This window comes from Variovorax sp. Root411 (genome assembly GCF_001425205.1).
Lineage (GTDB): Bacteria > Pseudomonadota > Gammaproteobacteria > Burkholderiales > Burkholderiaceae_C > Variovorax.
The window spans coordinates 473,447-499,519 of record NZ_LMDW01000001.1 but is presented as its reverse complement, the minus strand read 5'-3'; the positions used below and the strand labels follow the sequence as shown (position 1 = coordinate 499,519).

At 67.6% G+C, this 26,073-nt stretch carries 23 protein-coding genes; 9 read left to right on the top strand and 14 right to left on the bottom strand.

Translation table 11 applies throughout. The features are described from left to right. Positions 1-17 precede the first annotated feature (17 nt). On the bottom strand, positions 18-581 hold the full coding sequence (locus ASC92_RS02245; RefSeq protein WP_056511785.1) for a putative glycolipid-binding domain-containing protein: 564 nt from the start codon (positions 579-581) through the stop codon (positions 18-20). A 129-nt stretch (positions 582-710) separates the two neighbouring features. On the opposite strand from ASC92_RS02245, the gene ASC92_RS02240 reads away from it, so the two are divergent. Further along, the gene (locus tag ASC92_RS02240) at positions 711-1,349 is read left to right on the top strand and encodes a hypothetical protein (RefSeq protein ID WP_056511781.1); all 639 of its coding nucleotides are present in this window, start codon (positions 711-713) and stop codon (positions 1,347-1,349) included. Positions 1,350-1,394: 45 nt separating this feature from the next. On the opposite strand, the gene ASC92_RS02235 is transcribed toward ASC92_RS02240, so the two are convergent. Together ASC92_RS02235 and ASC92_RS02230 are read right to left on the bottom strand one after the other, a co-directional pair. Next, on the bottom strand, positions 1,395-1,673 hold the full coding sequence (locus ASC92_RS02235; protein WP_056509888.1) for a contact-dependent growth inhibition system immunity protein: 279 nt from the start codon (positions 1,671-1,673) through the stop codon (positions 1,395-1,397). Positions 1,674-1,692: 19 nt separating this feature from the next. Next, positions 1,693-2,538 carry an RNase A-like domain-containing protein gene (locus tag ASC92_RS02230; protein WP_056509886.1) on the bottom strand — a complete coding sequence of 282 codons (846 nt, stop codon included), beginning with the start codon at positions 2,536-2,538 and terminating at the stop codon, positions 1,693-1,695. Positions 2,539-2,676: 138 nt separating this feature from the next. On the opposite strand from ASC92_RS02230, the gene dinB reads away from it, so the two are divergent. Beyond that, positions 2,677-3,894, top strand: a complete 1,218-nt coding sequence (gene dinB / locus ASC92_RS02225; RefSeq protein WP_157608964.1) for a DNA polymerase IV — start codon at positions 2,677-2,679, stop codon at positions 3,892-3,894. Between the two features lie 8 nt (positions 3,895-3,902). After that, positions 3,903-4,583 carry a TIGR02117 family protein gene (locus ASC92_RS02220; RefSeq protein ID WP_056509882.1) on the top strand — a complete coding sequence of 227 codons (681 nt, stop codon included), beginning with the start codon at positions 3,903-3,905 and terminating at the stop codon, positions 4,581-4,583. Positions 4,584-4,771: 188 nt separating this feature from the next. Here the strand turns inward: ASC92_RS02220 and ASC92_RS02215 are convergent, their stop codons facing one another. Next, positions 4,772-5,818: a purine-nucleoside phosphorylase gene (locus ASC92_RS02215; protein WP_056509880.1), complete on the bottom strand. Its 1,047-nt coding sequence runs from the start codon at positions 5,816-5,818 to the stop codon at positions 4,772-4,774. Positions 5,819-5,962: 144 nt separating this feature from the next. Between ASC92_RS02215 and ASC92_RS02210 the strand changes: the two genes are divergently transcribed. Continuing rightward, positions 5,963-7,150: a DNA topoisomerase IB gene (locus ASC92_RS02210; protein WP_056509878.1), complete on the top strand. Its 1,188-nt coding sequence runs from the start codon at positions 5,963-5,965 to the stop codon at positions 7,148-7,150. Here ASC92_RS02210 and ASC92_RS02205 read toward each other — a convergent pair. The 3 genes from ASC92_RS02205 to ASC92_RS02195 form a co-directional block, all read right to left on the bottom strand. After that, entirely contained in the window at positions 7,093-7,773 is a 681-nt protein-coding gene (locus ASC92_RS02205; protein ID WP_007830343.1) for a hypothetical protein, read from the bottom strand. The genes ASC92_RS02210 and ASC92_RS02205 overlap by 58 nt on opposite strands. A 179-nt stretch (positions 7,774-7,952) precedes the next feature. Further along, entirely contained in the window at positions 7,953-9,455 is a 1,503-nt protein-coding gene (locus ASC92_RS02200; RefSeq protein WP_056509876.1) for a class I adenylate-forming enzyme family protein, read from the bottom strand. A 3-nt stretch (positions 9,456-9,458) separates the two neighbouring features. After that, on the bottom strand, positions 9,459-10,445 hold the full coding sequence (locus ASC92_RS02195; protein WP_056509874.1) for a Bug family tripartite tricarboxylate transporter substrate binding protein: 987 nt from the start codon (positions 10,443-10,445) through the stop codon (positions 9,459-9,461). Positions 10,446-10,677: 232 nt separating this feature from the next. Between ASC92_RS02195 and ASC92_RS02190 the strand changes: the two genes are divergently transcribed. Then, entirely contained in the window at positions 10,678-11,628 is a 951-nt protein-coding gene (locus ASC92_RS02190; protein ID WP_056509872.1) for an IS110 family transposase, read from the top strand. Positions 11,629-11,678: 50 nt separating this feature from the next. On the opposite strand, the gene ASC92_RS02185 is transcribed toward ASC92_RS02190, so the two are convergent. After that, the gene (locus ASC92_RS02185) at positions 11,679-14,006 is read right to left on the bottom strand and encodes an acyl-CoA dehydrogenase (protein ID WP_056509871.1); all 2,328 of its coding nucleotides are present in this window, start codon (positions 14,004-14,006) and stop codon (positions 11,679-11,681) included. Positions 14,007-14,113: 107 nt separating this feature from the next. On the opposite strand from ASC92_RS02185, the gene ASC92_RS02180 reads away from it, so the two are divergent. Genes ASC92_RS02180 through ASC92_RS02170 form a run of 3 tightly spaced genes read left to right on the top strand, consistent with a single transcriptional unit; the run spans position 14,114 to position 17,437 of the window. Next, positions 14,114-14,896, top strand: coding sequence for a citryl-CoA lyase (locus ASC92_RS02180; RefSeq protein ID WP_056509868.1), 783 nt, complete (start codon positions 14,114-14,116; stop codon positions 14,894-14,896). A 13-nt stretch (positions 14,897-14,909) separates the two neighbouring features. After that, on the top strand, positions 14,910-16,073 hold the full coding sequence (locus tag ASC92_RS02175) for an acyl-CoA dehydrogenase family protein (protein WP_056509866.1): 1,164 nt from the start codon (positions 14,910-14,912) through the stop codon (positions 16,071-16,073). Positions 16,074-16,087: 14 nt separating this feature from the next. Then, positions 16,088-17,437 carry an MmgE/PrpD family protein gene (locus ASC92_RS02170; RefSeq protein ID WP_157608963.1) on the top strand — a complete coding sequence of 450 codons (1,350 nt, stop codon included), beginning with the start codon at positions 16,088-16,090 and terminating at the stop codon, positions 17,435-17,437. A gap of 63 nt (positions 17,438-17,500) precedes the next feature. Here the strand turns inward: ASC92_RS02170 and ASC92_RS02165 are convergent, their stop codons facing one another. The 6 genes from ASC92_RS02165 to yaaA all read right to left on the bottom strand — a co-directional run bounded on the left by ASC92_RS02165 (position 17,501) and on the right by yaaA (position 23,060). Beyond that, entirely contained in the window at positions 17,501-18,391 is an 891-nt protein-coding gene (locus ASC92_RS02165) for a LysR family transcriptional regulator (RefSeq protein ID WP_056509864.1), read from the bottom strand. Between the two features lie 79 nt (positions 18,392-18,470). After that, positions 18,471-19,376, bottom strand: a complete 906-nt coding sequence (locus tag ASC92_RS02160) for an SDR family NAD(P)-dependent oxidoreductase (RefSeq protein ID WP_056509863.1) — start codon at positions 19,374-19,376, stop codon at positions 18,471-18,473. 125 nt (positions 19,377-19,501) lie between these two features. Beyond that, positions 19,502-20,368: an NADPH-dependent 7-cyano-7-deazaguanine reductase QueF gene (gene queF / locus ASC92_RS02155; protein ID WP_056509861.1), complete on the bottom strand. Its 867-nt coding sequence runs from the start codon at positions 20,366-20,368 to the stop codon at positions 19,502-19,504. Continuing rightward, complete coding sequence (locus tag ASC92_RS02150) at positions 20,365-21,267, bottom strand: alpha/beta fold hydrolase (RefSeq protein ID WP_056509859.1); 903 nt, start codon at positions 21,265-21,267, stop codon at positions 20,365-20,367. The genes queF and ASC92_RS02150 overlap by 4 nt, the downstream gene beginning before the upstream one ends. A gap of 11 nt (positions 21,268-21,278) precedes the next feature. Further along, positions 21,279-22,121 (bottom strand): 2OG-Fe(II) oxygenase, encoded by an 843-nt coding sequence (locus tag ASC92_RS02145; RefSeq protein ID WP_056509858.1) that lies wholly within the window; start codon positions 22,119-22,121, stop codon positions 21,279-21,281. Positions 22,122-22,274: 153 nt separating this feature from the next. Further along, positions 22,275-23,060: a peroxide stress protein YaaA gene (gene yaaA, locus ASC92_RS02140; RefSeq protein ID WP_056509856.1), complete on the bottom strand. Its 786-nt coding sequence runs from the start codon at positions 23,058-23,060 to the stop codon at positions 22,275-22,277. Between the two features lie 106 nt (positions 23,061-23,166). Here yaaA and ASC92_RS02135 point away from each other — a divergent pair, with 106 nt between their 5' ends. After that, entirely contained in the window at positions 23,167-26,046 is a 2,880-nt protein-coding gene (locus ASC92_RS02135; protein WP_056509854.1) for a valine--tRNA ligase, read from the top strand. Positions 26,047-26,073: the final 27 nt, after the last annotated feature.

The window sequence follows — 26,073 nt, the reverse complement described above, 5'->3', positions numbered from 1 at the left end:
ACGACACCCGGGCGGCCTTACTTTTCGGCGACCCAGAGCCGCGGATAGTCGCGCACGAAACTGTCTTCCGTCACACCCAGCGTCGCCGCATAGTCGAAGCGCTTCGCCTCGTAGGCATATTCGGTGTCGCTGCGCCGCTCGTAGCGCTGCATCAGCTCGCTCATCACGCCGCCGCCGTCGAGGTCGACCCAGGCCGCCGGCGCGTCGGCGCCCTCACCCTTCGCGAGGTTGAGCCGGCGCAGCTGCAGCAGGTTGGTGGCGGGCGTGAAGCCCAGGTCGAGGTCGACGCAGTGCGACAGGTCGGGCACCGCCTCGTCGTTGAGCTTCCAGCGGCCGTGCGCGTCGCGGGCGATCGACAGGTCGACGGCCGAATCGCCGAGCCAGCCACGCACCGTGCCCCATTGGGTGTGCCAGTGCAGGTCGCATCGCACGCGGTAGTGCAACTGGCCGTTGCGGCCGTCTTCCAGCCGGAACACGGCCGCACCATCGAGTTGCCAGGCCGAGGCATTGCGTTCGAGGCGGCAGGCGTCGTGGCCGGGTACATCGAGCCTGCGCCAGAGGATGGAGGCGACGGTTTGCATGGCGCGGATGATGGCACCGGCATGCTGCACTGCGCAAGCTATGACCCGTGGCGCCCGCAGGTGGAAGTCGGCACACGCCCCTCGGCGCGGGCTAACATCGTCCGCTCGACCATTCAGAGGAGCGCGCAAGTGGAACCGTGGTTCGCCGATGCCAAGCCGATCGACTCGCTGGAGCCCGAGATCGCGTTTCATTTGTGCGACGAGTTCCACCCTGCGCCGTACCAGCGGCCCGAGCCCCTCGCATTGCCGGGATTCCAGCGCGCCGAGCGTTTGCGGGCGTGCACCTCGGAGGCCATAGGGCACGAGGCGGAACTTGCCGCGTACTACGGCCAGGTGGCCGCGCTGGCCCGGCAGCACGCTTTGAAGCTCCACCAGGTGCGCCAGTATTTCTGGATGGATCTGCGGCTCGACAACGAGGATGCGAACGTGCACCTTTCATTCCCGTGGTACGACACCTTCTCTTCCATGGACCACTTCCTCGTTGCCGTGGCTGGGCACGACGAGGGCAATATCTACAACGACCAGGACCAGGGCTGGGCGGTGGAGGTCTGGGCCCGCAACGGCACGCTCTACATCCGGGAGAGCAATCCCGATTCCGACGATGAGCCCGGCCAAGCTGTTGCGCTGCCCAGGACCGGCCTGCAGGCCCGCATTGCCCCGCTGCGCGAGCGCACCGCGAAGCTCGTGGCCTATCTTGCGAAAGAGCTTGGACCGGAGGCGTGGCCTGGTAGTGAGATGCAACCGGCCGGGGCACTTGATCTGCGCTGAAATTGTCCGCGCCGCGCACCAAGACAATCAGATGGGGCGCCCCTGCTATTTCAATGCGGCAAGCACGTTTTCCAGGAATTCGCGTATGGTGGATCCGAAGTCTTCCGGCTGGGCGGGGCGCTCGAACCGGCGCGGGAAGTCGGTTTCCAGGTCCGGGTGCGAGCGCATGAAATCGACGATCTCGACGCGCAACGCCTCAAGTTCGGCGGGCGTGCAGGCTTTCCGGTATTCGGCCATGACTTCGGCACCGGTCTCGCCGAAATAATCGTAATCCTGGCCGAAATAGACCTCGGTGAGGTTCTCGATGAGTTCGTAGCGCTTCATGGCGATTCGGCTGCTGGTTTCAAATGGGGTGCGCCGTCAGTATGTAGTACGGCATTCCGTTGTAGCTCTTCATGTTCAGGATCACGCGCACGTTGCTCAGCTGGCTGACGGCGGTGCTGCCCCGCTGCACGCCGATGCCCACCAAGCTGCCCACGTTGTGTTCGAACGCCATGGGCTTGGAGCCCACGGCGGCCGAGCGCGACCACGCCTTGATGGCTCTGGCGTTGGCACGAACAGTGGCGCTGATGGCGCGCTCCGCGATGTCGAGATTGTGGAACGACGACACTTTGGGCAGCGATGGCTTGTTCACCAATCGCTGGAAAAGTTCCGCCTCGGTCTTGCCGACATGTTCCCGGATCGCGTGGCCGCCGATCTTTGTGCCTACTGGTCCTTCATGCCGCAACAGGTCGACCGGCTCCAGGCGAAACCTGCTGGCGCGCACCGCGATCACGCGCGCGGCGACCAGCCCGCTTGCCACGACCAGCGGCACCGCCACATCCACCGCAAGCCCGATGCCATCGGCCGTGTCGCGCGAAGCACCCAGCGCCTCGGCCGCCGAACTGGCGGTGACGGCAGTGGCCGTGCGCTGCGGCGTGCCGGTCCAGATCTGTCGGCCCGACGTGGCCATGGTGTCGAAGCTGTGCACGCCCAGCACCACGCAGCCGGCCTTGGTCACCATCGTGGGTTCGGGTGCGACGCAGAGCACGCCGGCGCCGACCAGTTCCACGACACCGCCCACCAGCCCCACGGTGCCCCAGAGCCGGTTGCTCCAGCTCGCGGATTCGGGCACGTCCTGCCCGCCCAGCACCGCGGCCATCTGCACCGGCGTCAGCGCGATGCTCAAGCCTTCGACTTCGTCGTCCATGCCATTTCCCTTTCCCATGCCATCGGAGGGTCCATCTGCAATCGGGCGCATTCTTGCACGCGGTCGCCCGGCAGGCGAACATCGCCGGAGCGCGAGACAATCGTCAACGTGAGTTCCGAGCCCCCGACATCCCCGCCGATGCGCCGCATCGCCCACCTCGACATGGACGCCTTCTACGCGTCGGTCGAGTTGCTGCGCTATCCGCAGCTCAAGGGCCTGCCGGTGGTGATCGGCGGCGGCAGGCGGCGCGTGGACGAGGCCATCCGCGACCTGCCCGAGGGCGGCACGCTGGCCGACATTCCGGTAGCGGCCTTTCCGCTGCTGAAGGACTACACGGGCCGCGGCGTGATCACCACCGCCACCTATCCCGCGCGGCAGTTCGGCATCGGCTCGGCCATGGGGCTCATGAAGGCCGCCAAGCTGTGCCCGCAGGCCATCATCCTGCCGGTGGACTTCGACGAGTACCGGCGCTATTCGCGCGCCTTCAAGAACATCATCCTGGAGGTCGCCCCGCTCATGGAAGACCGCGGCGTGGACGAGGTGTACATCGACTTCACCGACGTGCCCGGCGGCCAGCGCGACGGCGGGCGCTCGCTGGCGCGGCTGATTCAGACCGCCATCTTCGACGCCACCGGCCTGACCTGCTCCATCGGCGTGGCGCCCAACAAGCTCATCGCCAAGATGGCGAGCGAGTTCAACAAGCCCAACGGCATCTCGGTGGTCTATGAGCACGACCTCGAAACGCGCATCTGGCCGCTGCCCTGCCGCAAGGTGAACGGCATCGGGCCGAAGGCCGACGAGAAGCTCAAGCGCTTCGGCATCGAGACCGTGGGCCAGCTCGCGGCGCGCGACCGCGACTGGCTCGTTGCCACCTTCGGCAAGGCCACGGGCGCGTGGATGCACGAGGTGGCCTGGGGCCGCGACAACCGGCCGGTGGTGACCGAGAGCGAACCCGTGTCGATGAGCCGCGAGACCACCTTCGACCGCGACCTGCACGCCGTGCGCGACCGCGCCGAGCTGGGCGCGATCTTCACCCACCTGTGCGAGCAACTGGCCGCCGACCTGCAGCGCAAGGGTTACGTGGGCAAGACCATCGGCATCAAGCTGCGCTACGACGATTTCAAGATCGCCACGCGCGACCAGACCATCGAGCGCTTCACGTCCGACGCGAAGACCATCCGCCACACGGGCGGCCTGTGCCTGAAGCGCGTGCCGCTGGAGCGCCCGCTGCGCCTCTTGGGCGTGCGCGTAGGCGCGCTGGCGAAGGCGGGCAGTCCCGAGGCGATGGCGCCTGCCGGGACCGGTGTGCACCGCGCGGCACCGGAAGCTGTTTCGACCACCGCGTCGCTGTTCTGAAAAACACCATGGCGAAACGCTGGCTGCGGCGCATCGCCTTCACGCTGCTGGGCTTCGTCGGACTGATCGGCCTCTACGTGACCGTGGCCTGCGCGCTGGTGTTCTGGCCCGCCAATGCAAAGCCGACTGTAGAAGCCCCCGCCGTCGAGGCCTGGGTGCTGAGCAACGGTGTGCACACCGACCTGGTCTTTCCCATCCACTCGGCCACGGTCGACTGGCAGCAGCTCTTTCCGTTCGCGCACTTCAACGCCGTGCCGCCCGACGCCGAGTTCATCGCCATCGGCTGGGGCGATCGCGAGTTCTACCTGCACACGCCCACCAGGGGCGACCTGACGGCCGCGCGCGCCTTCGGTGCGCTGTCGGGCCGCAACCGCGCGCTGATGCACGTGACCTACCTGCAGCGGTCGCAGATGCGGCACGGCGCCTACAGGCTGCCGCTCTCGCAGGCGCAGTACGCGCAGCTCACGGACTATGTGCGCGCCTCACTCCCCTCGGGCCGTGCGACGCCCATCGCCAGCGCGCACTACGGCAACGACGACGCCTTCTACGAAGCCGAAGGCGGCTACCACCTCTTCGAGACCTGCAACACCTGGACGGGCCGGGGCCTGCGGCGCGCGGGCGTCACGGTGAGCCGCTGGACGCCGTTCGATTTCAACGTGACCTGGCATCTGCAAGCGGCGACGCCTTGAGCGTTTGACGGGATGTCGAGGCCTTGTTCAAGGCGGCGGTCGTTGATCGGCAGATCACCAGCAGCGTGCCCAGGTGCGCGGAGCACCGGGCGCTCCCCGCAGCGAAATAAAGGAGGAGCGAAGCGGGGGACATTCGCGGAGGGGAGTACCCGGTGATCCGCGCACACGCCCTGAACAAGAGCGCCCGCTCAGGGCTTGGGCACCCCCGCCTGCCACTGGGGCCAATTGCCGACGATGTGATCCACCACACGGGTCCCGACCAGCGCGATGTTCTCCACCGTCTCCGCAAAACCGCCGGCAGTTTCCCCCGGCGCCGGGTCCAGGTGCTGCAGCGTGGTTTCCTTCGGGCTGCCTTGGTCGAAGTTGACCGCGCCGCGCAGGCTCATCACGCGGTCGGTGCCGTGGGTGCGCTTGATCACGAGGGTGATGGCGGCGGCTTCCATTTCGGTGATGACGTAGTCGTCGGCACCATAGAGCCTGGCGATGTACTGCGCCTGCTTCGACATGCCGGGGCCGTGAAAGAAGGTGTCGCCTGTCATGTGCGTGCCGGTGCCGACGAAAGGCGCGCGGCGGGCCGCGGCGTCGGGGTAGCGCAGGCGGTACTTGCGCGCGCCGTCCGAATCCTTGAGCGGCGTGTCGGCCGAGAGCCTCATGGCCCAGCTCACAAGGTCGGGGTTGAGCTTGAAGCGGCGGTACTCCTCGTAGCCCTTGCGCGGCATGAAGGTCGGCTCGCCGGGCTTGTTCTCCTCGGGGGCCCAGCGGTGGCCGAGGTCGTAGTCGACCAGCCAGGTGGCCCAGCTCACTTCGCCGATGGTGCCGCGCGAAGGCGGCGTGCCGGCCACGCCGGAAATCACGTAATAGCTCTGCGAGAAGTCGAACTGCGGGTTCAGCAGGATCGCCTGCATCGACGACGACGAGTTGACCTTGCCCATGCCGAGCACCGCGCCGCACACGCCGTCGGCGTTGCAGTACACAGGCTGCAGCGCACCGGGCACCGCAATGGGTTTGGCGCCCTTCCAGTAGCGTTCATACCAATGCTGGAACTCGCCGGCGCGGTCGCCCGTGTTCTGGCCGATCTCGAACATGGCGGCGACGAAGACCTTGACCTTCACGGGCGCGCCCGGGGCCGAGGCGGTCGGGGTGGAAGTGGTGGACGCGCAGGCCGTGAACAACAGCGCGGCGGCAGGCACTGCCAGCCAGCGGGCGGTGAAAAGAGTGGACCTGGAAGAAGTCATTCTGGAACCCGTTCAAGAGGAAAGACGAAGAAGGCAGCGCAGGCGCACAAGCGCGCCTGCCGCACCGAGGGCGCTTGCGGCGTCCTACAACCGGCGATTGTCGATGCTGGCAAAAGCGCGATGTCACGCCACCACGCAAACCCCATGCCGGCCTCTTCCCCTCCTGCCAAGCCGCCTTCGAAGCCGACGCCCATCGCCAACGGCCTCGTCTACGTGAACCCCGGCATGCCCGGCATCCGCCGCCTGAAGCACGGCGAGCGTTTCCGCTACCGCGACGCCAATGGACAGTGGCTGCGCGACGTGGACGAGATTTCGCGCATCCGCATGCTGGCCATCCCGCCCGCCTACACCCAGGTGTGGATCTGCCCGCTGCCCAACGGCCATCTGCAGGCCACCGGCATCGACGCGCGCGGGCGTAAGCAATACCGCTACCACGCCGACTGGCGCTCGATGAAGGACGAAACCAAGTTCGAGCGCCTCGAAGCCTTCGCGCTCGCGCTGCCGCGCATCCGCGCCCGCGTGGCGCGCGACCTGCGGTCGACGAAGGGCCGCAAGGCGCCGGGCCGCACCCAGGTGCTCGCGGCGGTGGTGCGCCTGCTCGACACCACGCTGCTGCGCGTGGGCAACGAGGAATACGCGAACAGCAACGGCTCCTTCGGCCTCACCACGCTGCGCAGCCGGCACGCCGCCGTGCAGGGCCAGGCGCTGCGGCTGCGCTTCCGGGGCAAGAGCGGCGTGATGCACGAGGCGAAGCTCGACGATCCGCGCGTGGCCCGGGTGGTGCGTCAATGCCAGCAGTTGCCGGGGCAGGCGCTGTTCCAGTACGAGGACGAGGACCGCGAACTGCGCGGCATCTCGTCCAACGACGTGAACGACTACCTGGCCGAGGCCGCGCAGGGCGAGCGTTTCACCGCCAAGGACTTCCGCACCTGGCACGGCACGGTGCAGGCGCTGGAGCTCACCCTGCTGGCCTGCGAACCGGGCCGCGTCGCTACCGACGGCAGCCGCTACAGCGCCAAGGACATCCTGGCGGCCGTCGCCAGGCAGTTGGGCAACACGCCGGCGGTCTGCAAGAAGGCCTACGTGCATCCGGCGGTGCTGGCGCTGGGCAGTGCACTCTCGGATGGCGACGAGGCCACGGCTGCGCTGTTCGAGAAGATCGCCGCGCACCGCGCCGTCAGGCCCTCGCGCGGGCTGCATGCGGCCGAGCGGCGGCTGCTGGCCTTCCTGCGCGTGCAGCGGGGCGGCCATGCGGCGCGCAAACGCGCAAAGACTCAGTTGCCGGTCGCGAGCACGAGGCGCACGCTGTCGCCTTCCAGCGCCACGGCGTAGCCGAGGTCTTCGGCCAGGTTCTGCAATGCGACGGCGTCGATGGCCAGCGCACGCGGCGCACGGTGCGCGTCGAGCACGGCATGCGTGCCGCCGGGTTCGCGCGGCAGGGCCGTGAGGCGCAGTGCATTGGCGCCGTCCGCCTCGACCCGGATCGCCCCGGCCTCGGCCGCGCCGTCGTGCAGGTAGCCGAGCGCGCCGAGGAACAGGTAGCGCAGCGCGGCCGCGGCGGGCCAGCGATGCTCGTCTTCCTGCGGGTCCAGCGAGGCGTCCGCATCGAGCGTCACGCCGTGCAGGTCGAAGGCAGAGCGCATCAGGGCCACGCACTGCGCCACCAGCGCGCTGCGGGTGATGCCGTCATCCGTGGTGGCCAGTTCCCAGTCGCGCAGCGAGCGGATGGCCTCGACCAGTTCGGACACTTGGTTGTCGATCAGCGCCACGCGCTCTTCGCAGGCGGCGGCATCGATGGTGGCCGCGCCGACCTGCCGCTTGAGCATCAGCAGCGCCATGCGGACCACCGAGACAGGTGCCGCCATGTCGTGCCGCAAGGCGGGCAGCGCGCGTGTGAGCAATTCGTGGCGCACGCCGGCGGCGATCCAGCTGCGCGCACTCGGCGAGGACTTCATTTCGCAGCGGCCACGGGCGTCGGGTTCATCGGCACGGTCACGGGTACTTCCTGAAACGAGGGGGAATAACAAGTATCGGCCCCACCCCCCGCCCCGGGTGTAGGAGCGTGCCTACGATGGCGCCGGCACAGGGCCCGGCCCCTACCTCCAGACTTCGCGGGCCGGATCTTCGGCTGAAATCAGCCCGCGGCCGGCCCGCAGCGCGCCTGCAGTTCGCGCTTGAGCAGCTTGCCGTTGGCGGTGGTGGGCATCGTGTCGATCACCTCGATGCGGGCCGGGCGCTTGTAGGGCGACAGGTGTTCGACGAGGTGCGCGCGCAGCGCCGCTTCGTCGAGCACTGCGCCGGGCTTCAGCTCGACGAAGGCGACGACCTGCTCGTTGCCGTCGGCCTCGGGCACGCCGACCACCGCGCACAGGTGCACGCCCTCGAAGCGGCCGATGACGGCCTCGATCTCCGCCGGGTAGACGTTGAAGCCGGAGCGAATGATCATTTCCTTCAGCCGCCCGACCACGAACAGCGCGCCGTCCTCGCCGAAACGGCCGAGGTCGCCGGTGACGTACCAGCCGCCGGGTCGCATCACCTGCGCCGTGGCGGCGGTGTCGCGGAAGTAGCCGAGCATGAGGCCGGGCCCGCGCAGCCAGATCTCGCCGGTGTCGCCGGGTGCGGCGTCGTTGCCGTCGAGGGACACGATACGGGCCTCGCCCCCCTCCACCGCATACCCCGCCGAGGTGTCTGCGCGGGGCGACTCGGTGCGTGTGAGAAACACCGAGCCCGCGTACTCCGACAGCCCGTAGCCATAGTGCAGCGGCTGCCCGAACAGCTGCTCCACGCGCTGCTTGAGCGCCGGGTCGAGCGGCGCGGAGCCGGTGTAGACGTAGCGCAGTTGCGGAAAGCGCGGCGTCGCCTCCTCCGCCTCGATGTGCGCCAGCAGCCGCACATACATCGTCGGCGGCCCGAGCAGGTTCGACACCTGCTCGTGCGCCAGCGCGTACAGCACGTCGGCCGGCGAGAAGCTGCCGCGCAGCACCAGCGACGCGCCGCCCGTGAGCGCAGCCATCAACACCGTGCCGATGCCGAAGATGTGCGTCATCGGCAGGAAGGCATAGACGCGGTCGCGCTCGCCCAGGGCGCGCACCTGGGCCGACACGCGGCCGAAGTGCAGCAGGCCGCGGTGCGACACCATCACGCCCTTGGGCGTGCCCGAGGTGCCCGAAGTGAAGATGATGGCGGCCGTGTCGGCCAATGCCGGATCAGGCTCGGTGCGCGCTTCAGCACGCACGGCCGAACGCATCACGCCACCGAGCGCCGAGGGCGTTGCGCCGGCCCTCTGCGCATGCTTTTCAGCGGCTTCGGAGGCAGCGGCCGTGAAGTAGCAGACACGGGCATCGGCGCGCTCGACGATGGCCGCAATCTCGCCCGGCGACATGCGCGCATTCACGCCGCACGACCAAGCACCGACGCGGCTGCAGGCCATGAGCAGCGCGATGTGCGCGGCGCAGTTCTCGGCCACCAGCACCACGCGGTCGGTCGGCCGCACGCCGGCGGCCAGCAGGTCTTGCGCGGCAACGTCGACCATCGCCTGCAGCGCGGCATAGGTCGTGGTGCCCGCGGGCTCGAAGAGGAAGACGGCATCGGGCGTGCTTGTCGCGCGTTCTTCCAGCAGGCTGTGGATACGGCGCATCGGCTATTCCGCCTCGATGCCCTTGGACGCGGTCGCCCAGAGCTGGCGGTCGGACTTGCCCTTGGCCGCCAGCAGGTCGGCCGCGCCGGACCACACGTCGTAGCCCTGCTCGCGCAGCCGGTTCGCGATGTCCTCGCGCGCCAGCATTTTCTGCGCGGCGGCGTTCATGCGCGCGACCAGCGCCGGGTCCATGCGCGCCGGACCGTACAGGCCGAACCAGCCGCCCACGTCGTAGCCCGGTACGCCCGATTCGACCATGGTCGGCACCTCGGGCAGCATGCGGTTGCGCTGGCGCGAGGTGACGGCCAGCGCGCGCACCTTGCCGGTCTGGATGAAGGGCTTCGAGGTGGCGATGATGTCGAACATCATGGTCACGGTGCCGGCCATCACGTCGGCGAGCGCGGGCGCACTGCCCTTGTAGGGTACGTGCGTGAGCTGCACGCCGGTCATCTTCTCGAGCAGCGCGCCGCTCAGGTGGTTGGACGCGCCCACGCCCGCCGAGCCATAGAACACCTTGCCGGGCCGTGCCTTCGCATAGGCCAGCAGCTCGGCCACGCTGTGCACCGGGACTTCGTTGTTGACCACGAGCACGTTGGTGTAGTCCACCAGCGGCGCGATGGGCGTCAGGTCCTTCATCGGATCGAAGGCCATGTGGCGCTGCACGTTCGGGTTGATGGTGATGGTCGGGCTCGCACCGAAGAACAGCGTCGCGCCATCAGGCTGTGCTTTCGCGACCGCGTCGCCACCGAGCGAGCCGCTCGCGCCGGGCCGGTTGTCGACGATGACCTGCGTCCCGAGTGCCTGGCTCAGCGCGGGCGCGAGCAGGCGCGCGGCACCGTCCACCGGGCCGCCCGCTGAATAGCCGACCACGACCTTGATGAGGGACGGCAAGGACTGCTGCGCGAAAGCGCGATGGGGCACGGCGGCCAGCGCCGCGCCGCCCGCCAGCGCGGCGACCCATTGCCGGCGCGAAAAGTCGATCGAGGTCATGAGCGTTGTCTCCTTATATCTTTCGATTGGTTCAAACTTCCTTGTTCGATGTGCTCTGCGGCATCTCGAACAGTGAACGGGTTGACTCGCCACCGCGCAGCCCGGGTCTCCTGCGAGTTCGAGCTCGAACGACAGCACGAGGCGCGCGGTGGTGGTCTCTTTGTTCTGCTGCATCCCGAATGGTTGATCGAACACATTTCGTATTCATAAGGCTGGGAGCCGGAGAACTGCTATGAGTGAACCTGTCTACGTGGGTATCGATATCGCCAAGGCCAGCTTCGAGGTGGCCGCCAGTGGCGAAACACAGACCTTGAGCCTGGGCAACGACGAGGCCGGCCATGCCGAGTTGTGCCAGGTACTTGTGCCTCTGGCACCCCGCCTGATCCTGCTGGAGGCCACGGGAGGCCATGAGCAAGGTCTGGCCCTCGCGCTGGCCGCCGCCGGCCTGCGCGTCTCGGTCATCAACCCGCGGCAAGCGCGCGACTTCGCGCGCTGCATGGGCAAGCTGGCCAAGACCGATCGCATCGACGCGCAGGTCCTTCGCGGGTTCGCGGAGTTGCTCGAGGCACAGGGTCATGAGCCGCGCGCGCTGGCCGACGAGCAGCAGCGCGAACTCACCGCCATGGTGGTGCGCAGGCGCCAGCTGGTGGCCATGCTCGTGGCCGAGCGCCAGCGCCTTGCCTTGGCCCACCCCAAGGCCAAGGCCAGCATCTTGGTGATCATGGATGCCATTGCCGCCCAGCTTCACGACATTGACGGCGAGTTGCGTGAACACGTGCGCGCGCATCACGCCGACCTGGCGCGCCTGCTGACCTCGGTCAAGGGCGTGGGCCCGACCACCGCCAGCACCCTGCTGGCGCAGCTGCCCGAACTGGGCAAGCTCAACCGCAAGCAGATCACTTCGCTGGTGGGCTTGGCGCCCGTCAACCGGGACTCGGGCACCTTGCGCGGACAGCGTCACATCTTCGGCGGGCGCGCCGACGTGCGTCGCGTCCTGTACGTCGCGGCACTCGTGGGCACGCGATTCAACCCCGTGCTCAAAGCCTTCTACGCAAGCCTGCTGGCCACCGGAAAACCAAAGAAGGTCGCGCTCGTGGCTTGCATGCACAAGTTGCTCGTCATCCTCAATGCCATCGCCAGAACCAGGCAGCCCTGGCGCGACGACTTCGCTGCGGCGGTTTAGGTTAATCATCCAAGATGGTTGCTTTTATGAATTTCTTCGACGCCCCTCGTTCACGTCGGCAGGTCGAGCACCTGCCGCGCGAGGATGTTGCGCTGGATCTCGTTGGTGCCGCCGTAGATCATTGCGGCCGTGGAGCCGATGAGTGGCGCGAGCACGTTGAAGGTCTGGCCGTCGAGCACCTGGTCGCCGGCCACGGCACCCTGCTCGTCGCCCGCTTCGACCAGCAGCGCGCCGATGCGGTGGTAGGTCTCGCTGGCCCAGATCTTCAGCAGCGACACCGAAGCCGGCAGCGGCTTGCCCGCACGCACGATGTTTGCGAAGCCCGTGTACGCCGCCGACAGGTCGAGCACGTCGAGCCGCAGCGCCGCGAAGCGCTGCGCGAACACCGGGTCGGCAAACAGCCGCCGCGCCTGCGCCAGCCGCGCCAGTTGGCCCAGCGCGTACTGCGACTGCTTGGGGCTGCCGAGAAAGATGCGCTCGAAGCCCAGCAGCGCCTTCGCGATGGTCCAGCCGCCGTGCAACTTGCCCACCAGGTTCTCGGCCGGCACGCGCACGTTGTCGAAGAACACTTCGCAGAACTCGGGCTCGCCGGCCAGCGTGTGGATCGGCCGGATGGTGATGCCCGGCGTGCGCAGGTCGCACAGCAGGAAGCTGATGCCCTCCTGCTTGCGCGCCTCCTTGTCGGTGCGCACCAGCATGAAGATGTGGTTGGCATCCTGCGCAAGCGTGGTCCAGATCTTCTGGCCGTTGACCACGAAGTGCTCACCCTGCGCATCGCGCGCGGGCAGCGCCTCGGTGCGCAGGCCCGCGAGGTCGGAACCGGCATTGGGCTCCGAATAGCCCTGGCACCAGACGTTCTCGCCGCTCAGGATGCGCGGCAGAAAGCGCTGCTGCTGCTCGGGCGTGCCGTGCTGGATGAGCAGCGGGCCGATCATCACGATGCCCTGGTCGGGCGCGCGCGCCACGCCGTACTGCTCCAGCTCCTCGATCCACGCAATGAGCTTGTCGGCAGGCAGGCCCATGCCGCCGTGCGCCTGCGGCCAGGCGGGCGCGATCCAGCCCTGGGCCGACAGCGTGAGGTACCACTCGCGCATCTCGCTCCAGCGTGCGCGATGCGAGAGGTAGCGCAGCTGCTGCGGATAGCGCTGCTGCAGGAAGGCGCGCACCATGCGCCGGAACTCGGCCTCGGGCATGGCGGACCAGTCGGCGATGCGCGGAAACTCACCTTGCCAAGCGGTGACGCCTACGGCCGCTTCGGCCTCGCCCGTCAGCGCCGCATGCCGCCGCTGGTGCGCACTGACATTCCCAAGCCACGCCGACAGGCACAGCACGCGCATGTAGAACAGGCTCAGGTCGCACTCCTGCGTGTAGCCGATGGCGCCATGCAATTGCACTGATGTGCGCGAAGCCTGCAGCGCGGCCGCCGTGCAGCGCGCATTGACGCGGCTTGCCTCTGCTTCGAGCCGGTCCACCGGCAACCCCTGCCCTGCCAAGGTCAGCACCTCGTTCAACGTGGCCTGCGCCACTTCGAGGTGAATGAACATGTCGACGCAACGGTGCTGCAACGCCTGGAAGCTGCCGATGGGCTTGCCGAACTGGGAGCGCGTGCGCAAGTAGGCCAGCGTCTGCGCCAGCATGGCCTGCCCCGCACCCAGCAGCTCGGCGGATTGAAGGATCTGGCCGGCCGCGAGCGCATGGCGCAAGGCATCCTGCGCAGCCGGCCCTTGAGCCAGCACGGCTTCCGGAGGCAGTGCGACCTGCTCGAAGCGCAGGTTCGAGGCCTGGCCGCCATCGACCAGCGGCACCAGCGCCTCCGTCACGCCTTCGGTGCCGCGCGGCACCCACAGCAGCACTGCGTCGTCATCGCCGCGCGCCGACACCAGCCAGCCGCTGGCGGCCGCGCCGGGCAGCACCATGAGCTTTTCGCCCTGCAGCAGCACACCGCCCACGTGGCCGGGCCGCGCCTCGCAACCGCAGGCCAGCGGCACCGCGCTGAGGTCGCCCGCGCTCTCCTGCCATGCCAGCGCGGGCAGGCTGCGACCCGCGATCAGTTCTGCGAGCAAGGCATTCGCGCCCGGCGTACCGAGCCGCGCCAGCAGCAGCGCACTGAGGCCGGCCACGGCCAGCAGCGGCTCGGGCGCCACATGCTCGCCCGCGGCCCGGAGGATTTCCGCAGCGCCGTCGAGCTCCAGTGCGAGACCGCCGACCGATTCGGGGGCTAGCATGCCGGGCCAGCCGAGCTCGGCGATCGCGCGCCAACCGTGCGCCTCATCGGCATTGGGTTGTTCCATGCGCTCGCGCCGCCGCTGGATGGCGCGGCTGCGAACGAAGTAGTCGAGCGCCGCTTCGCGCATCGCCGAAAGTGATTCGAAGTCCATCGCCGCAGCGTGACAGAAGGCCCCGCCGGGCGGCATTCGCATTTGCCGAAGGGAGGGTTTCGCAATCACGGAGCCGCCTCGCGCGATGGAGGGCTAGATTCGGCGCCATGACCAAGATCAAGAAATCCTTGCACACCGAGCTGGGCCACAGCACGCCGGACAAGATCACCGTGCGCGGACGCGACCTGCCTTCGGAAATCCTCGGCCACCTGAACCTCGGCGACATGGCCTTCCTGGAACTCACGGGCCGCATCCCGACGCCGCAGGAATCCGTCACCTTCAACGCCATCGTCGTCACACTGGTGGAGCACGGCATTACACCCAGCGCGCTGGCTGCGCGCCTCACCTACGCAGGCGCACCCGAAGCGCTGCAAGCCGCTGTGGCAGCCGGTCTTTGCGGCCTGGGCACGGTGTTCGTCGGCAGCACCGAAGGCGCGGCGAAGATGCTCTACGAAGCGATCCCCTTCGGCGAGAAGCCGACGCGCCCGCTCGCCGACATGGCAAGGGACATCGTGGCCGACCACCGCGCGCGCAAGCAGATCGTGCCGGGCCTGGGCCATCCGCTGCACAAGCCGATCGACCCGCGCACGCCGCGGCTGTTTCAGATCGCGACCGAGAACGGGCTCTCCACCCACTACGTCGCGCTGATGCAGGCGGTGCAGGAAGAAGCCGAGCGCGTGTCGGGCAAATCGCTGCCGATCAACGCGACCGGTGCCATCGGCGCGATTGCGGCCGAGTTCGGCTTTCCGTGGAAGATCATTCGCGGCTTCGGCGTGATGGCGCGCGCCATCGGCCTCGTGGGTCACATCCTCGAGGAGATCGACGACCCGATGGCCATCGAGATATGGCAGCGTGTGGAAAAGGAAGCCGGCGGCCCGCGCCAGGACTGATGAGCAACAAGCAATGAACAACGCCAACGACAAGAACTTTCCCGACATCCGCGATGCCGTGCGCGACCTGTGCGCGGAGTTTCCCGACGCGTACTTCCGCAAGATCGACGAGGCGCGCGGCTACCCCGCCGAGTTCGTCGACGCACTCACCAAGGCCGGCTGGATGGCCGCGCTGATTCCGCATGAATACGGTGGCTCGGGCCTCGGCCTGACCGAAGCCTCGGTCATCATGGAAGAAATCAACCGCTGCGGCGGCAACTCCGGCGCCTGCCACGGCCAGATGTACAACATGGGCACGCTTCTGCGCCACGGCAGCGAGGCGCAGAAGCGCGCCTACCTGCCGAAGATCGCGAACGGCGAACTGCGCCTGCAGTCGATGGGCGTGACCGAACCCACCACCGGCACCGACACCACGAAGATCAAGACCACGGCGGTGAAGAAGGGCGACCGCTACGTCATCAACGGGCAGAAGGTGTGGATCTCGCGCATCCAGCATTCGGACCTGATGATTTTGCTGGCGCGCACCACGCCACTGGCCGACGTGAAGAAAAAGTCCGAAGGCATGTCGATCTTCATCGTCGATTTGCGCGAGGCCATCGGCAAGGGGCTCACGGTGCAGCCCATCCTGAACATGGTGAACCACGAGACCAACGAGCTGTTCTTCGAGAACCTCGAGATTCCGGCAGAGAACCTGATCGGCGAGGAAGGCCAGGGCTTCAAGTACATCCTCGACGGGCTCAACGCCGAGCGCACGCTGATCGCCGCAGAGTGCATCGGCGACGGCTACTGGTTCATCGACCGGGTGACGGCCTACACCAAGGAGCGCGTGGTGTTCGGGCGGCCCATCGGGCAGAACCAGGGGGTGCAGTTTCCGATTGCCGAAGCGTTCATCGAAGTGGAAGCAGCGAACCTGATGCGCTATGAAGCCTGCCGCCTGTTCGACGCGCACCAGCCCTGCGGCGCGCAGGCCAACATGGCGAAATACCTGGCGGCCAAGGCGAGTTGGGAGGCTGCGAATGCGTGCCTTCAGTTCCATGGCGGCTTCGGCTTTGCATGCGAATACGACATCGAGCGCAAGTTCAGGGAGACGCGGCTGTACCAGGTGGCACCGATCTCGACCAACCTGATCCTGAGCTATGTGGCAGAGCACATGCTCGGCCTGCCCCGTTCGTTCTGAAAGCGACTGACACCGTGAACGAATCCAGGACCCTCGCAAACTTCGCGGCCGAACTGCGGTTCGAAAGCGTCCCGGCGCCCGTGCTGCGCCGCACCGAAGACCTGATGCTCGACTGGCTGGGCTCGGTGCTCGCGGCCCGCACGGCGCGGCCGGTGCGCAGCATCGAGCGCTTCGCGCAGATGATGGGGCCGGCCGACGGGCCCAGCGAGATACTGACCTCGCGCCGCACCAGTTCGCCGCTGTTCGCCGCGCTGGTCAATGCGGCGGCCTCGCACTTCGTCGAGCAGGACGACGTGCACAACGGCTCGGTGTTCCACCCGGCCGCCGTCGTCATCGCGCCCGCGCTGGCCGTGGCGCAGAGCCTCGGTGCGAGCGGCGCGCAACTGCTGACGGCCGTGGTCGCGGGCTACGAGGTCGGCATCCGCGTCGGCGAGTTCCTCGGCCGCTCGCACTACAAGACCTTTCACACGACAGCGACGGCGGGCACGCTCGCGGCCGCTGCTGCGGTGGGCCGCCTGCTGGACCTCACGCCGCAGCAGATGCTGCACGCCTTCGGCTCGGCCGGCACGCAGTCGGCCGGCGTGTGGGAATTCCTGCGCGATGCAGCCGACTCCAAGCAACTGCATTGCGCGCACGCGGCGGCGAGCGGGCTGATGTCAGCCTACCTCGCGCAGGACGGCTTCACCGGTGCAGCAAAGATCCTCGAAGGCGCGCAGGGCCTGGGCGTCGGCATGTCGAGCGATGCCGATCCAGCGAAGCTCACCGACGGCCTCGGCACGCGCTGGACGCTGGCCGAAACCTCCTTCAAGTACCACGCCTCCTGCCGCCACACCCACCCCGCCGCCGACGCGCTGCTGCAGGTGATGACGCAGAACAAGCTCAAGCCCGCCGACGTGTCGCGCGTGACCGCGCACGTGCACCAGGGCGCCATCGACGTGCTGGGCCGCGTGACGGTGCCGGCGACCGTGCACCAAGGCAAGTTCTCGATGGGCACGGTGCTGGGCCTGATTGCCGTGCACGGCCGCGCGGGCCTCGGCGAGTTCGACCGCGACTTTCTCGCACCGGAAGTCTCGGCCTTCCGCGACAAGGTGACGATGGAACTCGACGACGAGGTCGACACCGCCTACCCCGCACGCTGGATCGGCAAGGTCAGCGTGCACACCACCGACGGTCGCATGCTGCAGGGCCGCGTCGACGAACCCAAGGGCGATCCGGGCAACAGCCTGAGCCGCACCGAGATCGAGGACAAGATGCAGCGCCTCGCGCACTACGGCGAAGGCGTGACGGCAGAGGAAACAAAGGCCCTGTGCAACCGCATCTGGCAACTGGGCGAGACCCAGAACGTGGCGCGCTGGTTGCCCTGAGGAAGGAAGGGCCTCAAACCCACCCCGGGGCCCGGTCTGCGGTGCCAGATGGAATGCGCGGGCTCAGGAAGCGATCAGGTGATCGAACAGCTCCCGGGCAGAAGCAGGCAGCTGTTCCCGATCACGCGCGATCAACTTCAGCTCCCGCTCGGCCCACGCATCGCTGAGCGCGACGGTCGAGATGCGCATCGCCATCGACAGCCGCTGAGCGGAAGACGCGGGTAGCACACCAACCCCCACGCCCGCCTCGATCATCAGGCAGATGGCCTCAAAGCTGCTGACCTGGATGCGCGGATTGAAGCCGCGCCCCGCCAGTTCGGCGCGGCGCTGCAGGAAGCGGTGGATGGCGCTGCCATGGTGCAGGCCCACGTGCTGCTCGTCGAGCGTGTCGGCGAAGGCCACCGAAGGGGCGCCCGCGAGGTGGTGCGTGAGCGGCACCACCAGCACGAGCTGGTTGCGCCCGAAGGGGCGCGCGTCGAACTCGCCGGTGTGCACGTCGCCGGCAAGGATGCCGATGTCGGCCTCGCCATCGGCCACAGCGCGCACGATCTCTTCGCTCAGGTATTCGCGCAGGTCCACCTGCACGGCCGGATGTTGCGTGAGGAAGCCCGCGAGCTTCTGCGGCAGGTACTCGGTGATCGAGGTGGTATTGGCGAACACGCGCACATGGCCCTTGATGCCCTTGCCGAAGTCCTGCATGTCGCAGCGCAGGTGCTCCATCTGCTGCATCACGCGCTTGGCGTGGTACAGCACGGCCTGCCCCGCGGCCGTGAGCGTCACGCCCTGCGCGCTGCGGTGCAGCAGCTTGCCGCCCACGGCCTCTTCCATCTGCTTGATGCGGGTGGAGGCGGCGGCCAGCGAAATGCAGGCCTTCTCGGCGCCGCGCGTGAGGCTGCGCGCGTCCGCCACGTAGACGAACAGTTTCAGGTCGAACAGGTCGAAATGCAGGTTCACCGGGCGCGGGCACGAAGTAGGAAAGGAACGCGCATTGTCCGGCGATTGGCGTAGCGCGCGCCCGCTTGCGGGTTTGTCCTCAGACCGGGTCCCAGCTGAACACGTCGGCCGAGCGGTCGAGCGGATAGAAGCTCGCGCGCATTGCGGGCATGGCGTGCTCGGCGATGCTCTGCGGCGTCCAGCCCTCGGCGCGGTGGATGGAACGCACCGGGCGCGGCTGGCTGATGAGCGAAATTTCGTTGTTGCGCACCGAGAAGATCTGGCCGTTGACCGCACCAGCCGCATCGCTCGCGAGGTACACCGCCAGGGGCGCGACCTTGGCCGGCGTCATCTGCTTGATCTTGTCGACGCGGGCGCGCTGCTCGTCGGTGTCGGTCGGAATGGCACCGATCATGCGGCTCCAGGCAAAGGGCGCGATACAGTTGGAGCGCACGTTGAATTTCTGCATGTCGAGCGCGATCGACTTCGACAGCGCGACGATGCCGAGCTTGGCGGCCGAGTAGTTCGCCTGCCCGAAGTTGCCGATGAGCCCCGAGGTCGAGGTCATGTGCACCATCGCACCCGCGTTCTGCTCCTTGAAGTGCGTGGCGGCCGCGCGGCTCACGTAGTACGAGCCGTACAGATGCACCTTGAGCACCGAATCCCACTCGTCGACCGACATCTTGTGGAAGAAGCGGTCGCGCAGGATGCCGGCGTTGTTGACCACCGCGTCGATGCGGCCGAAGCTGTCGACGGCGCACTGCACGATGCGCGCGGCGCTGGCGGCGTCGGCCACGTTGTCGGTGTTGGGCACGGCCTGCCCGCCGGCCGCGCGGATCTCGTCGACCACCTGCTGCGCGGGGCCGGCGCTGCCACCCCCGCCATCGAGCGCGGCACCGATGTCGTTGACCACGACCTTGGCGCCGTTCTTCGCCATGGCGAGCGCGATGTCGCGCCCGATGCCGCCGCCCGCGCCGGTGACGACGACCACTTTTCCTTCAACCATTTTGTCTCTGCTCCGGATGTTCGACCGCGGGTTCGCGGGGTCGATCCAGAATGCCACAGGGGGCGGGGAGCGAGTTTCTGAATTCCGAAGAGGGGCTTCAGCCCTGCTCGCTCCCAGGTCTGTGCCTACTGCCGCGCCGTCCGGATGTTCGCCGGCAGCGCCTGCGGCCAGCTCGTGCGGAACGGATTGATGTCCAGCCCGCCGCGCCGCGTGTAGCGCGCAAACACCGCGAGCTTGGTCGGCTTGCAGCGGCTCCAGATGTCCGTGAACATGCGCTCGGCACACGGCTCGTGAAACTCGTTGTGGTTGCGAAAGCTCACGATGTACGCCAACAGCCCGGCCTGGTCGATGGGCGGGCCGCTGTAGCGGATCTGCACGCTGCCCCAGTCGGGCTGGCCGGTGACGAGGCAGTTGCTCTTGAGCAGGCGGCTGGTGAAGGTTTCGTTCACATGCACCTGCGTGGCGTCGCTGCTCAGCAGCTCCGGCGCGGGCTGGTAGTGGGTGCACTCGATGTCGAGGCGGTCGAGGTCGAGGCCGTCGAGTTCGTGCACCGGTTCACGGTCGAACATGTCGGGCGCCATCAGCTTCACGCCGATGCCGCCCGACTGCTCGCTGCCGCGCCACGCGGCTTCGGCGAGGTCGGTGCGCAGCAATTCGCGCACCGCATCGGCGCTCGCGAACTGGCTGTTGTTGAAGCTGTTGAGATACAGCTTGAAGCTCTTGCTCTCGATGATGTTGGGCGTCTCGCACGGAATGGTGAAGTGCGCGATGGCCAGCTGCGGCTTGCCGCGCGGGTTGAGCCAGCTCACTTCGAACGCGGTCCAGAGGTCGGCGCCGAAGAAGGGCAAGGTATCGGGCCTGATGCCCATGGCCTCGCGCTGCGTGGCACGCGCGATGGGAAACAGCAGCGTGGGGTCGTAGCGGTCGGCGTATGCCGAGGCGCGGCCGAGCTGCGACTGCTCGGGCGTGTTGGGGTTCGGGTCGTGGCTCATGGTGTGGCGTTTCTGGCATCCGCCGCATGCGCGAACGGAGCAATGTGTTGGGCGAGGATGGTGCACACCTCGGGCGGAAGGTCGTGGCCCATGCCGGGAACGGCGACGAACTGCGAGCCGGGAATGCGCCTGGCGGTGTCCTCGCCGCAGGCAATGGGCACGAGGGCGTCGGCATCGCCGTGCAGCACCAGCGCGGGCGACTGGATGCGCGGCAGCACCTGGGGCCGGTCGGCGTCGGCGCCGATGGCCAGCATCTGCCGCATCAGGCCGGCAGGGCGGTATGCGCGCCGCATGCTGAAGGTGAGGCGCTCGGCCAGTTCCTCGTCGCTCTGCGGGTAGGCGGGGCTCTGGATGAGCCGCAGCAGCCGGATGCTGTGCGCAACCAGCGCGGCCTCGTCGCGGCCCACCGGACGGCGCATGAGCATGGAGGCGACTTCGCGGCGCGGCCCGGGCAGGCCGCGCGCGCCGCTCGAACTCATGATGCTCACGAGGCTTGCCGTGCGCTGCGGCGCGGTGGCGGCCATGCGCTGGGCGATCATGCCGCCCATCGAAGCACCGACGATGTGGGCCCTTTCAATGCCCAGCGCATCGAGCACACCGAGCGAATCGAGCGTCATGTCCTGCAGCGTGTAGGCGGAGCGAACCTGCAGGCCCAGGCGGTGGCGAATCGTTTCCCACACCAGGTTGCCTACGCCGGCATGGTCGAAGCCCTGGCTCAGGCCGATGTCGCGGTTGTCGTGGCGCACCACGCGAAAACCCGCCTCGACCAGCTGTTGCACGAAGCCCGTTGGCCATGCGACCAGCTGCATGCCCAGGCCCATGATGAGCAGGATCACGGGGCGTCCCTCGCCTCCGGTGTCGTCGACTTCGATCTGCAGGCCGTTGGCGGTGACTTTCATCGGTTTCTTGCTTACTTGAATTCGCGCTCGCGCAGCCACTTGGTGGCGACCCACTTCTCGCCCGCCAGCACCGGCGCGCCGCCGTGCAGCGTGCGAGTGACGGGGTCGGGCCGGTCGTAGCTGAAGAACACGCCGCAGCCGCGCACGGGAGCCACTTCGAGGCCCACGTCGGGGAAGGTGGTGGCGCCGCCGCCTTCGGGCTCCTGCAGGTACATCACGAGCGTGGCGACGCGCTGGCCGCCACGCTTGAGGATGGTGGGCGTGCCGGGTTCGCCGGGGTCGAAGTAGTCGTAGTGCGGGCGGTACTGCGCGCCGGGGGCATAGCGCAGGATCTGCAGGCCCTCGCCGAATTCGAGCGGCCAGCGCAGCAGCGTGGCGAGGCGCTGCTCCAGCCGCGCGACGATCTCGTTCTCGCCGCGTTCGAAGAACATGCCGTCGCTGGTGCGGTCGACGTTGAGCACCTCGCCGCCGGTACGGGTCTCCACGGTGAGCGAACGTGCGAGCCGAACGCGCGCGGCGGCGATCAGGCCTTCGCACTCCTCGGCCGACAGCAGGTTGCCGAACACGACGACACGCGGGTGCCGCATGGTCTGCAGCACCTGCACGCGGCGATCGCCCGCATCGAGATACAGCGGTGCACCGTCGAGGTCGGGCCCGGGCATTTCGGTGCGCACGGGCGGCAGGGCCACCTCCACGCTGGGGAAGCCGGCCTCGAGCTGGGCCAGCGCCGTATTGGCGGCGGCATCGTGCCAGCCGGCCGCACGCATGGAGGCGCGCAGCGCTGGCACCGAGTGCCCGGCCGCGAGCTGGGCCACCAGCCACTCGCGCAGTTCCGGACTGATCGGTTGGGACATATCAGTATTCCTCCAAGCTGCGGTGAGCCCCGCAACGCACGAACGCACCATGACCCATTCCAGAAACACCGCGGAACCGGCTTTGCCGGGCCGCTGGTGTTGCCCCCTGAAAGGGGGTTGGCGAAGCGACACGAAGTGCGCGAAGACTGGGGGTCAACCTGGTTTCCTCCTGAACACCAGCCTTTCGGCTGTCGATACCTGGGCATCGAAACCATAACCCTCGAGGTCGAACTTTTCCAGTGCCTTGGGCGTGGCCGCCTTGTGCTGCACGGCCCAGCGCGCCAGCAGGCCGCGCGCGCGCTTGGCGAAGAAGCTCACGATCTTGTACCTGTCGCCCTTCCACTCCTCGAACACGCATTCGACCACGCGCGCCTTGAGCACCTTCTTGTCGACCGACTTGAAGTATTCCTGCGAGGCCACGTTGACGACCACCGGCGTGCGGTCGGCCGCGAGGCGCTCGTTGAGATGCTCGGCGATGCGCGAACCCCAGAAGGCGTAAAGGTCCTTGCCGTGGCGGTTGGTCAGTTGCGTGCCCATCTCGAGGCGGTAGGGCTGCAGCAGGTCGAGCGGGCGCAGCAGGCCGTAGAGGCCGCTGAGGATGCAGACGTGGTCCTGCGCCCAGGCCAGCTGCCCCTTGGTGAGCGTGCGGGCATCGAGGCCACCGTAGACGTCGCCGTCGAAGGCGAAGGCGGCCTGGCGGGCGTTCTTCTCGGTGCTCTTGCCGGACCAGGCTTGGTAGCGGGCCACGTTCAGGGCGGAGAGCTTGTCCGACAGGTGCATCAGCTCTGAAATTTGCTGCGGCGACTTCTCGCGCAGCAGCTTGATCAGCTCGACCGAGGGGCCGCGCGGACTTTCGAAATGAGGTTGGGTGGCGGGGATTTCGGAGGGAACCGGAGTGTCGTAGTCGAGCGACTTCGCAGGGGAAAGCAGGAACAGCATGGCGGAATTATCAGTGGCTGCCGTGACGCCGGGCAGCGCCGGTAAAATCGCGGGCTATCCCACCCTGTCTCCCCACGGCTCCCTGAAGGGCCGTTCCGTATTTCCCATGAGCGAACCCACCACTTCTCCCGCCCAGCCTGGCCTGGACAGCCTTTCCAAATCGTTCGAGCCCACCGCCATCGAGGCGCACTGGGGCCCCGAATGGGAGAAGCGCGGCTACGCCAAGGCCGGCTTCAGAGGCACGCAGCAACCGAAGGAAGGCGCCGATTCGTTCGCGATCCAGCTGCCGCCGCCCAACGTGACGGGCACGCTGCACATGGGCCATGCGTTCAACCAGACGATCATGGACAGCCTCGCGCGCTATCACCGCATGAAGGGCGACAACACGCTGTGGTTGCCGGGCACCGACCACGCGGGCATCGCCACGCAGATCGTGGTGGAGCGCCAGCTGCAGGAGCAGAAGCTCAGCCGCCATGACCTGGGCCGCAAGAACTTCGTGGCGCGCGTGTGGGAGTGGAAAGAGAAGTCGGGCAACACCATCACCGAGCAGATGCGCCGCATGGGCGATACGGTGGACTGGAGCCGCGAATACTTCACGATGGACGACGACCTCTCGAAGGTCGTCACGCAGACCTTCGTGAAGCTGTATGAAGAAGGCCTGATCTACCGCGGCAAGCGCCTGGGCAATTGGGACCCGGTGCTCAAGACCTCGGTGAGCGACCTCGAAGTCGAAAGCGAAGAGGAAGACGGCTCGCTCTGGCACATCGCCTATCCGCTGGAAGACGGCAGCGGCACGCTGACCGTGGCCACAACGCGGCCCGAGACCATGCTCGGCGACACGGCCGTGATGGTGCACCCCGAAGACGAGCGCTACAAGCACCTGATCGGCCAGCGCGTGAAGCTGCCGCTGGTGGACCGGCTGATCCCCATCATTGCCGACGACTACGTCGACAAGGAATTCGGCACCGGCGTGGTGAAGGTGACTCCGGCCCACGACTACAACGACTACGCCGTCGGCCAGCGCCACAAGCTCGAGATGATCGGCGTGCTGACGCTGGACGCGACCATCAACGACAACGCGCCCGAAAAATACCGCGGCATGGACCGCTTCGTGGCGCGCAAGGCCATCGTGGCCGACCTCGACGCACTCGGCCTGCTCGTCGAGGTGAAGAAGCACAAGCTGATGGTGCCGCGCTGCGCGCGCTCGGGCGCCATCGTCGAACCGATGCTCACCGACCAGTGGTACGTGGCCATGACGCGCCCCGGCGCCGATGGCCAGTCGATCGCGCAGAAGGCCATCGACGTGGTGAAGTCGGGCGAGGTGCGCTTCGTGCCCGAGAACTGGGTCAATACCTACAACCACTGGATGGAGAACATCCAGGACTGGACGATTTCGCGCCAGCTCTGGTGGGGCCACCAGATTCCGGCCTGGTACGACGAGGAAGGCAAGGTGTACGTGGCCGAGACCGAGGCCGACGCACAGGCCAAGGCGCCGGGCAAGAAGCTCACGCGCGACGAGGACGTGCTCGACACCTGGTACTCGGCGGCGCTGGTGCCCTTCTCTTCGCTGGGCTGGCCCGAGAAGACGAAGGACCTGGAGCTGTACCTGCCCTCGCAGGTGCTCGTGACGGGCTACGACATCATCTTCTTCTGGGTCGCCCGGATGATCATGATGACCAAGCATTTCACCGGCAAGGTGCCGTTCAAGCATGTGTACATCCACGGCCTCGTGCGCGATGCACAGGGCAAGAAGATGAGCAAGTCGGAAGGCAACGTGCTCGACCCGGTGGACCTGATCGACGGCATCCAGCTGCCCGAACTGCTCGACAAGCGCACGCAAGGCCTGCGCAAGCCCGAGACGGCGCCCGCTGTTCGCAAGAACACGCAGAAGGAGTTTCCGGACGGCATTCCGGCCTTCGGCGCCGATGCGCTGCGCTTCACCTTCGCGTCGCTGGCCTCGCTGGGCCGCAGCATCAACTTCGATTCGAAGCGCTGCGAGGGCTATCGCAACTTCTGCAACAAGCTGTGGAACGCCACGCGCTTCGTGCTGATGAACTGCGAAGGCCAGGACTGCGGCCTGCTGGAGCACACGAAGGAAGACTGCAAGGTTGGCGGCAAGGCCCACGGCTACCTGAAGTTCAGCCGTGCCGACTTCTGGATCGTGTCGCAGCTGCAGCGCGTCGAGGCCGAAGTGGCCAAGGGCTTCGAGGAATACCGCCTCGACAACGTGGCCAATGCGATCTATCAGTTCGCCTGGGACGAGTTCTGCGACTGGTACCTGGAAATCGCCAAGGTGCAGATCCAGACCGGCGACGACGCGCAGAAGCGCGCCACGCGCCGCACGCTGATCCGCACGCTCGAAACGCTGCTGCGCCTCGCGCATCCGGTGATTCCGTTCATCACGGAAGAGTTGTGGCAGAAGGTGTCGAAGGTTGCAGGGCGTGAGGGCGAGTCGATCATGGTCGCCACCTATCCGAAGAGCCAGCCCGAGAAGATCGACGAGGCGGCCGAGGCGCACGTGGCGCGGCTGAAGGCGCTGGTCGATGCATGCCGCACGCTGCGCGGCGAGATGAACGTGTCGCCTGCCACGCGCCTGCCGCTCTATGCGGTGGCCGACGATGCCGAGGGCGCGGCCTTCCTGCGCGAATCGGCACCAGTGCTGCAGGCACTCGCCAAGCTCAAGGAAGTGAAGGTCTTCGACGACGAGGCTTCGTGGTCGGCCGCGGCCGAGGCGGCGCCCGTGGCGGTGGTCGGGGCTGCGCGCCTGTGCCTGCACATGGAGATCGACAAGGCGGCCGAGATGCTTCGCATCGGTAAGGAAATCGCGCGCATCGAAGGCGAGATCGCGAAGGTGCACGGCAAGCTCGGCAACGAAGCCTTCGTTGCGAAGGCGCCGCCGGCGGTGATCGAGCAGGAACGCAAACGCCTGGCTGACTTCACGGCCATGCTGGAGCGTTTGCGCGATCAGCTTGTGCGTCTTGGCTGACACACGCAGGGCCGGGAACGCGTTTAG